The following is an 11799-nucleotide window of genomic DNA, read 5'->3' as shown; positions in this document are numbered from 1 at the left end:
CTATTGTTCGGCCGCGATCCGGGTGGCCGTCTCGGCGAGGCGGTTGGCGTAGCCCCACTCGTTGTCGTACCAGCCGAAGATCTTCACCAGCGTTCCGTCGGTCTGCGTCAGGGGCGCGTCGAAGACGCAGGAGGCGGTGTCGCCGATGATGTCGCTGGAGACCAGCGGGGCCGTGCTGTAGCGCAGGACGCCTGCCAGCCGGCTCTGCGCCGCCTGGGCGAACGCGTGGTTGACCTCCTGGACGCTGGTCTGGCGGCCGACCACCGCGGCCAGGTCGGTCAGTGAACCGTCGACGACCGGGACGCGCAGGGCGATGCCGTCGAGCCGGCCCCTCAGGTCGGGCAGGACCTCGCCGACCATGCGGGCGGCGCCGGTCGTGGTGGGGATGATGTTGACGGCGGCCGAGCGGGCGCGGCGTGGGTCCTTGTGCGGCGAGTCGAGCAGCCGCTGGTCGCCCGTGTACGCGTGGACGGTCGTCATGAAGCCTTTGACCAGGCCGAACGTCTCGTTGAGCACCTTGACCATGGGTGCGACGCAGTTGGTCGTGCAGGAGGCCATCGAGATGATCTGGTGCAGCCCGGGCCGGTAGGCGGCGTCGTTGACGCCGGGGACGAGCGTGACGTCCATATCCTTGCCGGGCGCGCTGACGAGCACCTTGCGGGCGCCGTTCTTCAGATGCTTCTCGGCGTCGGCCCTGCTGCGGAACCGGCCGGTCGCCTCGATCACGAGGTCCACTCCGTACGCCGTCCAGTCGATGCCGGACGGGTCATGGTAGGCGGTGACCGGAATGCGCCTGCCGTCGACGATCAGCGCGCCGGGGGCGACCGAGACGGGCTTGTCGTAGGTGCCGTACGTCGAGTCGTGCTTGAACAGATGGGCCAGCGCGTCGGCGTCGGCCAGGTCGTTGATCGCGACGATGTCCAGCCCCTGGTCCAGCCCGGCCCGGAGCACGGCGCGGCCGATCCGGCCGAAGCCGTTGATACCGATCTTCATCGTGATTCCTCTCTGCGGGTCTACAGGCCGATCGTCCGGCGACGCCGGTGCGTGCTCGTAGAGGCGAAGGACCGTGTCCGCGGAACTTCCGGCCCCGCGTTCCGTTCTGACTTCGCCAGGCGTACGAAGGCCAGCCCGGTGAGCGCCGCCACGGTCACGGCCATGACCGCGCCACCGAGAACACCGATCGCGGCGACCAGCCAGACCGGCTGCCCTTCCCGCCACAGCGGCGTGGTCACGGCGGCGAACACGGCGAGCGCCACCAGCCAGGCACCCGCCGTGGCGGCGATCCACCAGGCCGTGCCAGGCAGCCGCGAGGCCAGGACACGCCACTGCAGGCCGCCCATCGCGACGAGCATGACGGCGCCCAGCAGCACGAGCACCAGCGGCGGCTGGTCGAATCCGCCGAGCACGATGGGGATCGCGCCGATCGACCACGCCACCGCCGCTCCCCCGGCGGTGGCCCCCGCCCAGGTGGCGGTCGGCACCCACGGCAGGGCCGTTCTCAGCGCGTACGCCTGAGCCAGGCCGAGAATGAAGCCCTCCACGATTCCGGCGGCGACGATGAGGAGCGCCCGCAGCAGTTCGGGGCCCGCCGCGGCGACCGACGCGGCGACCAGCGCGGGCACCGCGAAGCCGGCCAGCTCGCCCAGCGTCACCGCGCCGAACCAGCGACGCCACAGGCCGCTGGGCTCGGGCCGGGGTTCGGCCGGCGCGACCACCATCGTGACCGCCACGCCGTCCTCGAGCGAGGGCACCACCGGCACGCCCACCGCTCCGAGGGCGTCGCGCACCGCGGTCGGCGCGCTGTTCACCGCCCCGTAGGCGGCATGCCGCTTACCCCTCAGGACCACGGTCAGCGGTGCGCCTCCAGCCAGGTTGCGCCACCACAGCCGGTCACGCCTGCTGACGATCGTGAGCACGTCGCCGTCCTCCGCGTACTGGACGGGGACGGCGATGCTACGCCCCGAGCGGCGACCTGTGATCAATAACAGGGCCACGCTCCGGGACAGCAGATCATGCAACGGGGACAGCAGTAACCATCGCACCACGGCGTTGACGACACGCATCGGAGCCTCCTTCAACGGCTCTTCCACGGTCGCCAATCTCACCAAGCCAGACATGTGCCGAAAGTCCCGCCCGACGGTGCCTTTGGGCTCGGGGCGCCCCGCCGTACCGCTGGAAAGGCTTGAAGCGCCTACGAGTCACGGCAAGGAGTGCGGAAATGACCTACGTCTTCGACTTCGCCGACGGTGGTATGCACATGAAAGACCTGCTCGGTGGAAAGGGCGCGAACCTGGCCGAGATGACCCGGCTGGGCCTGCCGGTCCCGCCGGGCTTCACGATCACCACCGAGGCCTGCCGGGCCTACCTCAAGCTGGGCGAGCTCCCCGAAGGGCTGCTGCGGGAGGTCGGCGAGCACCTGCTCCGCGTCGAGCAGACCATGGGCCGCCGGCTCGGCGACCCGGCCGATCCGCTGCTGCTGTCGGTCCGCTCCGGCGGCAAGTTCTCCATGCCCGGCATGATGGAGACGATCCTGGACGTCGGCCTCAACGACATCACGGTCACCGGCCTGGCCGCCACCTCGGGCGACGACCGCTTCGCCTGGGACTGCTACCGCAGGCTCATCTCCATGTACGGCGCCACGGTCGAGGGCGTCCCGCGCGACCTCTTCGAGCGAGCGCTCGCGGCTCATCGCCGGGCGGCCGGCGTACGGACCGACCCGGAACTCGACCCGGCCGCCCTCCGCGCCCTGGTCGAGGAGTACAAGCAGATCTTCCAGGACCACACGGGCGAGCCGTTCCCCCAGGACCCGGCCACGCAGCTCAAGGGCGCCATCCTGGCCGTCCTCCGTTCCTGGAACACCGAACGCGCCCGCGTCTACCGCCGCGCCGAGCACATCCCCGACGACCTGGGCACCGCCGTCAACATCATGGCCATGGTGTACGGCAACCGGGGCCCCAGGTCCGGGACGGGCGTCGCCTTCACCCGCGACCCGGCGACCGGCGCCCGCGGCCGCTACGGCGACTACCTGCCCAACGCCCAGGGCGAGGACGTCGTCTCCGGCAGCCGCGACACCCTGCCCCTGCAGGAGCTGGCGCACCTGGACCCGCCCAGCTTCGACCAGCTGACCGCCGCCATGCGGGTGCTGGAGCAGCGCTACCGCGACCTCTGCGACATCGAGTTCACCATCGAGGAGGGCCGGCTGTGGATGCTGCAGACCCGCGTCGGCAAGCGCACCGCGGCCGCGGCCTTCACCATCGCCGGCCAGCTCGTCGACGAAGGCGTCATCGACCTGGACGAGGCGCTGCGCCGCGTCGACGGCGCCAAGCTCGCCCAGCTCATGTTCCCCCGCTTCGACCTGACGGGCGACCCGGAGCCGATCGTGACCGGCGTGGCCGCCGCACCCGGAGCCTCCTGCGGCCGGGCCGTCTTCGACTCCCGCCGCGCCACCGAAGCGAGCGAGCCGGTCATCCTGATCCGGCGCGAGACCAATCCCGACGACCTGCCGGGCATGCTGGCCGCGCGCGGCATCCTCACCAGCAGGGGCGGCAAGACCTCGCACGCGGCCGTCGTCGCCCGCGGCATGGGACGCACCTGCGTCTGCGGCACCGCCATCGAGATCGACGACGAGCGCCCCCAGTTCCGCGCCGTCGACGTGACCGTCCGCGAAGGCGACCTCATCTCGATCGACGGCACCACCGGCAAGGTCTACCTGGGCGAGCTGCCCGTGCGCCCGTCCCCCGTCGTCCAGTATTTCGAGGGCGAGCGGGACGCGGGCTCAGGCCCGCTGGTCGCGGCGGTGCACCGGCTGGTCGCGCACGCCGACGCCGTCCGCCGGCTCGGCGTGTACGCCAACGCCGACACCCCCGAGGACGCCGCCCGGGCCCGCCGGTTCGGCGCCGCCGGAATCGGCCTGTGCCGTACCGAGCACATGTTCCTGGGCGAGCGGCGCGCGCTGGTGGAGCGGCTGATCCTCGCCGAGGGCGCGCAGGAGGTCCAGGAGGCGCTCGTCGGCGACGTCCGCGAACTCCACCTCGTACGCGCCGACGCCGAACGTGTCCTGGCCGGCGTCCCCGGCATCCCGCGCATCCCCATCGGAACCATGATCGAGGTGCCGCGCGCGGCACTGACCGCCGGCGACATCGCGGGACCGGCCGAGTTCTTCTCCTTCGGCACCAACGACCTGACCCAGATGGCCTGGGGTTTCTCCCGCGACGACGTGGAAGGGTCGATCTTCCCGGCCTACCTGCGCCTGGGCGTCATCGACGCCTCGCCGTTCGAGACCATCGACCGCCGCGGCGTCGGCCGACTGGTGTCGATCGCGGTCAAGGAGGGCCGCCAGGCCCGGCCGGACCTGCGGATCGGCGTCTGCGGCGAACACGGCGGCGACCCCGACTCGGTGCGCTTCTTCCACGAAGCCGGACTCGACTACGTGTCCTGCTCCCCCTTCCGAGTGCCGGTGGCCCGCCTCGAAGCAGGCCGCGCGGCACTCCCGGCCGACACCTGACCAGGAGGTTCGAGCGACGTCGCTCTCCTGCTCCGGCAACGGGACGCCGACCGGCAGGCCCTGTTCCGGTTCGACGCACGGCTGCGGCTGATGTCGACCGTGTCCCGCCACCAGGACCGGCTCGTCGTGGCGGTCAAGGGAGCGCCGGAGTCGGTGCTGGCCCTGGTCACCGGACCGATCGAGACAGCGCAGGCCAAGGTCGAGGAGATGACGAGCCGGGGATCATGTCGCGCCCGCCGCGGCCCCGTTCCCAGGGCGTCATCTCGCGAGACATGCTGGTACGCGCGTGGGGCTACCTCGGGCTCGTCTCCGCCGCGCTGGTCCTGCTCACCTTCTTCTACGTCCTGCTGCGCTCGGCCCGGACGTCCGCGCGCTGATCGCCACCTTCCCCGTCATCGTGTGGGGAACCGACGAGCTTCGCAGGTGGGCGCGGCGCCGTCACGGGAGATCTGACCGAAACAGGCCCATCAGCGGCTGATCGGGGACTTTCGCCGTCTACGCGCTCCGGCTGGCCGGTGCTGCCCTTAAAGGTGGCAGATCTCCGAGGAGGTTCACCCATGAACCACTATCCCGTACGTGTGGAGGGCCGGCTCGACACCCCACTGAGCCGGTGGCTCTGGCTCGTCAAGTGGCTCCTGGCCATCCCGCACTACATCGTGCTCAGCCTGCTGTGGCCCGCGTTCTTCCTGCTGACCGTGGTCGCCTTCGTCGCGATCCCGTTCACCGGCCGCTATCCGCGCGCCATCTTCGACTTCAACGTCGGCGTGCTGCGCTGGACGTGGCGGGTCGTCTACTACAGCTACGGCGCCCTTGGCACCGACCGGTACCCGCCGTTCACGCTCAGGCCCGATCCCGGCTATCCGGCGGCCTTCGACGTCGACTACCCCGAGCGCCTCTCGCGCGGTCTTGTCCTGGTCAAGTCGTGGTTACTGGCCATCCCGCACTACCTGCTCGTCGCGGTGTTCATCAGCGGAGCCCTGCTGATCGGTGACCGGTACGAGGGCGCCTGGCAGTTCAACCTGGGCGGGCTCATCAGCGTCCTGGTGCTGATCGCCGCCCTCACGCTGCTGTTCACCGGCCGCTACCCGCGCGGGATCTTCGACATCGTGCTCGGCATGAACCGGTGGACCCTGCGGGTCGCCGCGTACGCCGCCCTCATGACCGACGCATATCCCCCATTCCGGCTCGACGCGGGAGAACGCGAGCCCGCGGCCGGCGACGACCCGCCGGTGGAGTCGCCACATGCCCCGGCCCACCGCTGGACCAGCGGTGCGATTCTGGCCGTGCTGTCCGGTTCGGTCCTCGCGCTGGTCGCCGCCGGCACCGCCTTCGCGGGCATCGGCGCCGCCACGCTCCACTTCCACCGCGACTCGGACGGCTTCATCGCCGTGGACGCCGGTCCGGTGACCACGACCACGTACGCCATCACCACCGGCGACGTCAGGCTCACCACTCCGGGCGCCCGGTTCCTGCGGGACTACGTCGGCCGGATCCGGATCGAGGCACACTCCACCGGCACGCCGGTCTTCATCGGCGTCGCCCCCACCGCCGCGGTCGACCGGTACCTGGGGAACGTCGCCCACGACCAGCTGAGGCAGCTCGGCCAGAGCTCCCAGCACCTCCGGCACGGTGGCTCCCAGCCCGCCGCGCCGCCCCTCGGCCAGCATTTCTGGGCCGCGCAATCGGACGGCTCCACGCTGAGCTGGGAGACCGAGCCCGGCGAATGGACCCTCGTCCTCATGAACGCCGACGCCACCCCCGGCGTCACCGCCGACCTCCGCCTCGCGGCGGCCGTCCCCGCGCTCGGCGGCCTCACCGCCGGGCTGCTCGCCACGTCCGCGCTCTTCGCGCTCACCGGGGCCGGGCTCATCCTGCTGGGGCTGCACCTGGCCGCACCGCCGCGCACCCAGACCCGTCAACCGGCCACGACCGGCTCGTGAACCCACGAGAAGAGATGATCACCATGCGTTCCCTCATCGCTGAAACCGTCCAGGCGGCCAGGCCTCCCGTCCCCGTGCCCGCGCCCACTCCCGTGCTCGTGGCGATCCGCGCCGAACGCCATCCCGGGCTGGACCGCCTCGTCTTCGAGTTCCGCGACGGGCTGCCCGTACGGCGAAGCGGCACGTACGTCAAGCGGCTGGTCGCCGACGGGTCCGGGCAGGACGTGCGGGTAGCCGGGGATGCCATTCTGCTGCTGCGTTTCGCCGGCGCCGACGGCCATGACGCCCTGGGCGTCCCCTCGTACGGCCCGGCGCGCACGACGTACGCGCTGCCCGGGATCATCCAGGTGGTCAACACCGGGGACTTCGAGTCGGTGCTGTCGTTCGGTATCGGGCTGGCCAAGCGGGTGCCGTACCGGATGTACACGCTGAAGAGTCCCAGCAGGGTCGTCGTGGACTTTTCCACCCCGTACTGGACGGTGAACGCGGGGATTCGCCTGCTGGATTCCACCGGCCATCCGCGCACCGTGTTTCGCCCGGTTATTCCCCCCGGCGTCGCGCGCGGCGCCCTTGTGCGGCTGTTCGCGGGGCCGACGGCGACCGAACAGGCGGCCGGGCTGTGGCTGGTCAGGTCGCACGCCACCGGATTCAGCAAGCTCACGATCAGCAGAGGCGTCGCGCGGGTGTACCTCACCGGTCGCGTGCGCGGCGACGGGTCCACCTTCACCATCGCGGACGAGATCATGCTCACCCTCAAGCGGTTTCCCACCATCTGCTGGGTGAAGATCTACGACGCCTCCGGCCGTACGCAGCGGCCCAAGGGCCGTACCGACTCGATCCCCGAATGCCTGGAACCGTGAAATCAGCATGCTCAGCCCTGTTCCAGGGCCGAAAGTCCCGTACGGAACGGGCCTACCGGGCCCGCCGCGCGAGTCCTCCAGCCCTAAGCATCGATCTCGCAAAAGGGTGTTATTGGGGTGCGAGAACAAGACAAGGACCGCTCTGAAAAGGGACTCACCATGGCCACCACCGAAGGACGCCGCACCGTCCACACCCCCCGCACCTTCAACTCGCACTCGCTGCCCACCGCGGCGCGCCCGGTGGACTACGTCTGGGCCGTCGCTCGCATCTCCCTCGGCTGGGTCTTCCTGTGGGCCTTCCTCGACAAGGCCTTCGGCTGGGGCCTGGCAACCCCCGCCGCCCGCTCCTGGATCAACGGCGGCAGCCCCACCACCGGCTTCCTCAAAGGAACCGGCGAAAACGCCCTCGGCGGCTTCTTCTCCAGCCTGGCCGGACAGACCTGGGTCGACTGGCTGTTCATGCTCGGCCTGCTCGGCATCGGCGCCGCCCTCATCACCGGCGCCGGAATGCGCATCGCCGCCGCCACCGGCTCCCTGCTCCTGGTCTTCATGTGGGCCGCCGAACTCCCCCTCGCCAACAACCCCTTCATGGACGAACACCTCATCTACGCCGTCGTCCTCATCGGCCTGGCCCTCGCCTCCGCCGGAAACACCCTCGGCATCGGCACCTGGTGGTCACGCACCGCGATCGTCCAGAAGTACCCGATCCTCAAGTAACCGACTCCTTCAGGACGCCCATCCGGGATGGATGGGCGTCCTGACGTGCTGTACGCGTTCCGCCGGCCGACTGGGTGAAGTAGCCGTAACTCACGCCGCCCTAACGCCGCGCCTTCGTCGGCGTCACCAAGGCCACCGTCGCCGAACCCCTCGCCCGCGACGAGTCCGGCTGCGCAGCCATCGGATCTTATAGACAGTGATTTATGGCCAAATATCCGGAATGCTCTGGGGCCGAAACCAGGGAACTGGCGTCCGAATCCGGTCCTCGCTCAGACGGCTCGAGGCGCTCCCTGCGCCGGAGACGGGTCCCAGCCGAAACGTTCCCGGCAGAAATGCCGCAGAGCGTTCTCGTCGCCGTCGGCGAAGAGCAGGAGCCTGACACATTCCGCGATGACGCGATGGCTTCCCGGAACGACGTCCACGTTGACCTCGACAGGTTTGCGGACGACGAGGCGGATGTCCAGCAAACGTTCCGTTCTCCGGCCGCTCAGCCCTCGGTCGAACTCCACGTGGAGAATGTAGGCGATCTTCTTGTCCGACTTCGGGCTCTCCAGCGAGTACTTGATGCGCTCCACCCCGCTGGACGGCGTCTCATGCGCTGTCGAGAAGCTGACCGCCGGCCGCCGATCCGCGTCGGGCTGCTCGATGTCGAGCATCTGCTGGCGCAGCCGGTCCATGAGCACCGCGGATTCGCTGCCCTTGACCTCCCGTAACAGCGACGAGTAGTCGTACACGTGGGTTTCCAGCTTGCCGGTCCCGTTCGTGTTCTGTCCCGGCTTGGCCGGGCGGCCCAGGAGCCGGTAGCCGACCGCGAACAGCAGCGTCACGACCACGATCAGCCCGATCCAGTAGCCGATGACCAGCCCTGTGGAGGGTTCCCACTCCCCGGAGTACGCGAGTTGCATCAGCGTGACGCCGATGTTGCCGAACACCTCCATGAGGCCAATCGAAACACCGATGAGCACCAGGAGCCGCTTCACGCGGTCGTCGGCGTCCAGGGTGAGCCTGCCGCCCGCCACCTCGACCTCGGCGCGTGGTGACTCCGCGGCGATCTCGGAGAACTTCCGGGATTCGGTGAGTTCCAGGATCATCTGGTCGGCCCGTACGGACTCGAAGGCCGTTCCGATCGCCCTGATGTCGGCCGCGATCGCATTCACCATGCGCTGGAACTGGGTCTGCGCCTCATTCAGCGTGCCCTTGGCGAACTGGTACTCCACGGCGCCGCGGACTCCGTTGTGCTCTACTTCCTGCGCGGGCGCGGTCACCTCGCTGAGCCCTTGAATAAGGTCTTTGAGGAAACCGAGAATGGGGAGCTTGCCGACCAGGAGGGAGTAGTAGGTTTCCAGGTCGGCGATGGTGAGAGAATGGTTGCGCAGCGACGGGCGGCGTAATTCGTTCGACGTGCTGTTCTTACGGGCCTGCATGCCCTGGCTGATCAACTCGGACCTGATGTGGTCGAGACCCGTCTTGTAGTGCGTGAGACCGAACGAGATCGCCACCCGGAGGAACTGTTCCATCGCGGCGAACGAGATGCGGGCGATGAACAATTCGCGTTCGTGGAGCTCGTCGGCGTCGGGCGGCAACTGCGGGACAGCCAGGCTCACGGCACTGCTGATATAGGGGACGTCATCACCGTGAGTCCGGCGCAGAGAGTACGACTTGCGCTTGTCGAACAGGGGGAAGTAGTCGTTGTCGATTGCCGCCATGGACAGCGACTGGATCAGATACTCGACGCCGTACCTCTCCAGGGCCTGCGCCGCCTCCCCCTCCTGCATTCCGTCACCGAGACTGAGATGTGGATGCGCGTCCTGGTCGAAGACGCCGTTGAAGAGCAGGTCAAGCTGGTAGTAGGTGAGAATGCCCGGATACCTGGCCGGATCGCCCTCCGCCTGGCCGGGATTCCACTCGAAGTTGAAAATGTGGCGGAGGTGCCTGTTCACGAAGTCGTGCTCAAGGAATCCCTTGAGCACCTCCTTGAGCCTCGCACGTCGCGCACCGGTGAACTCTTCCTCCAGCGGAATCCGGAAAGACCAGAGGTAGAGCCCGTTCGAATAGAAAATCGCGGTCCCACGGATGGCCTCCTCCCGCACGTAGCCGCTCAGTTCGGAATAGTTCTGGTCGTAGCTGAAGTCGAAGTGGATCTTCCGGAGACCGAGCTCGCCGTCGATGGGCCGATACGTGCTGGCGGGCGCCATGAAGGCGAACTTGTTCCGCGCGCTGGTCAGGCGGCCAACCCTGTTCTCGAAGTGATTCGAGATCGTCTCTTCCAGCGGGTCCGTACGCCGGTAAAACACCGTGTCACTGAGCGGCGCCCTGGCAAGGTCACCGAAGCCGAATTCATCTTTCCCGGCAGGGAGCCAGAGGAAGAAGGTCAGATTTACGGAGGGTAACTGTTCCATCGGCCGCCCCTCGTCCGCGAGTCAACCCGAAGGTACCATGCGAATAACGCTTGTCTCATCGGCGAAACCGATTAGTGATGAAACCTCGGCGACGATGGGCTCTCGCTTTGCCGCCTGGACAACAATGGCCGATCAATATCAGGGCCGTTCCCATCAAGCGGTGCGGAGTTTCTCTTTCTCTCATCGGTGAACGCGAACGGGCAGCGACTCCCCGGCGCGCAAGGCGTTGTGACGGCGCCGGGGCGTCCCGGCAGGCTCAAGGCGATGCCCGCGATCAGATCTCGACGAGGTAGCTGGTGAAGCCGCCGTCGCCGCTGGCGACGCCGGAGATCGCCTCGTTGATCTCGTCGAGTGGCCAGCTCTTGGGCTGCAGCACCGAGATGTCGATCACCCCGTGACGGATCATCTCGGCCAGCTCGATCCCTTCGGCGGTGGTGAACCAGACTGAGCCGATCAGCTCCATCTGCTCGTCCATCCACCACTTCACGTCGAGGCCGAGCTCACCGGCCGTCCCCCCGATGTTGACGATCCGGCCGCCGCGCTTCACGCCGTGCATCGCGTCCTTGAACGAGTCGAGTGAGGCGACGGCGCCGAGCGTGTCGACCATGAGGTCCGCACCCCGGCCGGCGGTCAACGACTTCCCCCAGGCCGCGGTACTGCCTTCGACGTTCGAGAACGTCTCGATCCGGTCGGGGGCCAGCGCCCGCAGTCGCTCCAGCAACCGGGTCCCGCGCGCCACGGCGTAGATGCGTGAGACGCCGAGCGCCAGGGCGACGAGGGTGACGCCGACCCCGAGCGTTCCCGTCGCACCGTTGATGATCAGCGACCTACCCGCCAGGGGGCCCAGCTTCTTTACCGCGGCAAAGGACGTTCCGAGGTACCCCATCCGGGTCGCCTGCCGGAACTCGAGGTTGCCGGGGAGCTTGACGAGGGCGCTCTGCGGGGCGCGCATGTATTCGCAGAAGCCCCCGTGCGGATAACGCCGGAAAATCTCGAGGCTGTTGTCGTTGTAGCCGAAGTAGCCGTTCAACGTCCAGAAGTCGCATCTCTGCGGAGTGCCGGACGTGCAGGCGTGACACGCACCGCACGAGCGTCCCGGATTCACGTAGACCCGGTCCCCGGGCTTGACGTTGACGACGAGTTCCCCGACCTCGTGCACGATGCCCACGGGATCGAGCCCGAAGATCGCCGGACGTGGCGGGAGCGGCATCTGGGGATACCAGGACTCCCAGTTCGCGAGCACGTTGGCCAGGTTGGGCACCATGCCGCAGCCCTTCACCGCCACCACGACGTCCGTGCCGGCGGCGGTCGGGCGTTCCACGTCCTCGATCACCATCTTGTCGCCGACCGCGTGCAGTCGCGCGGCGCGCATCAGTTGC

General features: G+C 68.6%; 8 protein-coding genes and 2 pseudogenes. 6 read left to right on the top strand and 4 right to left on the bottom strand.

All coding sequences use genetic code 11. The annotated features are described in order from the left end of the window. Together gap and Amac_RS54450 are read right to left on the bottom strand one after the other, a co-directional pair. Entirely contained in the window at positions 1 to 993 is a 993-nt protein-coding gene (gene gap, locus Amac_RS16470; protein ID WP_425544325.1) for a type I glyceraldehyde-3-phosphate dehydrogenase, read from the bottom strand. A 20-nt stretch (positions 994 to 1013) separates the two neighbouring features. Continuing rightward, on the bottom strand, positions 1014 to 2063 hold the full coding sequence (locus Amac_RS54450; RefSeq protein ID WP_174900173.1) for a hypothetical protein: 1050 nt from the start codon (positions 2061 to 2063) through the stop codon (positions 1014 to 1016). A 155-nt stretch (positions 2064 to 2218) separates the two neighbouring features. Between Amac_RS54450 and Amac_RS16460 the strand changes: the two genes are divergently transcribed. From Amac_RS16460 to Amac_RS16440, 6 genes and pseudogenes are all read left to right on the top strand, one after another. After that, on the top strand, positions 2219 to 4504 hold the full coding sequence (locus Amac_RS16460) for a pyruvate, phosphate dikinase (RefSeq protein WP_155355266.1): 2286 nt from the start codon (positions 2219 to 2221) through the stop codon (positions 4502 to 4504). A 27-nt stretch (positions 4505 to 4531) separates the two neighbouring features. Beyond that, positions 4532 to 4705: pseudogene (locus tag Amac_RS57925) on the top strand (hypothetical protein); the annotation flags it as partial. 20 nt (positions 4706 to 4725) lie between these two features. Beyond that, positions 4726 to 4881 carry a cation transporting ATPase C-terminal domain-containing protein gene (locus tag Amac_RS57920; protein ID WP_373869821.1) on the top strand — a complete coding sequence of 52 codons (156 nt, stop codon included), beginning with the start codon at positions 4726 to 4728 and terminating at the stop codon, positions 4879 to 4881. A 180-nt stretch (positions 4882 to 5061) separates the two neighbouring features. Beyond that, positions 5062 to 5736 (top strand): annotated as a pseudogene (locus Amac_RS57915) (DUF4389 domain-containing protein); the annotation flags it as partial. 722 nt (positions 5737 to 6458) lie between these two features. Further along, on the top strand, positions 6459 to 7304 hold the full coding sequence (locus Amac_RS16445) for an AMIN-like domain-containing (lipo)protein (protein ID WP_170322517.1): 846 nt from the start codon (positions 6459 to 6461) through the stop codon (positions 7302 to 7304). Between the two features lie 159 nt (positions 7305 to 7463). Beyond that, complete coding sequence (locus Amac_RS16440; RefSeq protein ID WP_246268389.1) at positions 7464 to 8021, top strand: hypothetical protein; 558 nt, start codon at positions 7464 to 7466, stop codon at positions 8019 to 8021. 269 nt (positions 8022 to 8290) lie between these two features. On the opposite strand, the gene Amac_RS16435 is transcribed toward Amac_RS16440, so the two are convergent. Then, positions 8291 to 10420 carry a hypothetical protein gene (locus Amac_RS16435; protein WP_155355262.1) on the bottom strand — a complete coding sequence of 710 codons (2130 nt, stop codon included), beginning with the start codon at positions 10418 to 10420 and terminating at the stop codon, positions 8291 to 8293. A gap of 274 nt (positions 10421 to 10694) precedes the next feature. Beyond that, entirely contained in the window at positions 10695 to 11792 is a 1098-nt protein-coding gene (locus Amac_RS16430; RefSeq protein WP_218041120.1) for an alcohol dehydrogenase catalytic domain-containing protein, read from the bottom strand. Positions 11793 to 11799 lie beyond the last annotated feature (7 nt).

It is taken from the genome of Acrocarpospora macrocephala (genome assembly GCF_009687865.1).
Classification (GTDB): domain Bacteria; phylum Actinomycetota; class Actinomycetes; order Streptosporangiales; family Streptosporangiaceae; genus Acrocarpospora; species Acrocarpospora macrocephala.
This window is presented reverse-complemented; position numbering and strand designations above follow the sequence as displayed.

Coding starts and splice junctions, on each gene's coding strand:
- gap (WP_425544325.1), bottom strand. CDS start 993: ATGAAGATCGGTATCAACGGCTTCGGCCGGATCGGCCGCGCCGTGCTC.
- Amac_RS54450 (WP_174900173.1), bottom strand. CDS start 2,063: ATGCGTGTCGTCAACGCCGTGGTGCGATGGTTACTGCTGTCCCCGTTG.
- Amac_RS16460 (WP_155355266.1), top strand. CDS start 2,219: ATGACCTACGTCTTCGACTTCGCCGACGGTGGTATGCACATGAAAGAC.
- Amac_RS16445 (WP_170322517.1), top strand. CDS start 6,459: ATGATCACCATGCGTTCCCTCATCGCTGAAACCGTCCAGGCGGCCAGG.
- Amac_RS16440 (WP_246268389.1), top strand. CDS start 7,464: ATGGCCACCACCGAAGGACGCCGCACCGTCCACACCCCCCGCACCTTC.
- Amac_RS16435 (WP_155355262.1), bottom strand. CDS start 10,420: ATGGAACAGTTACCCTCCGTAAATCTGACCTTCTTCCTCTGGCTCCCT.
- Amac_RS16430 (WP_218041120.1), bottom strand. CDS start 11,792: ATGCGCGCCGCGCGACTGCACGCGGTCGGCGACAAGATGGTGATCGAG.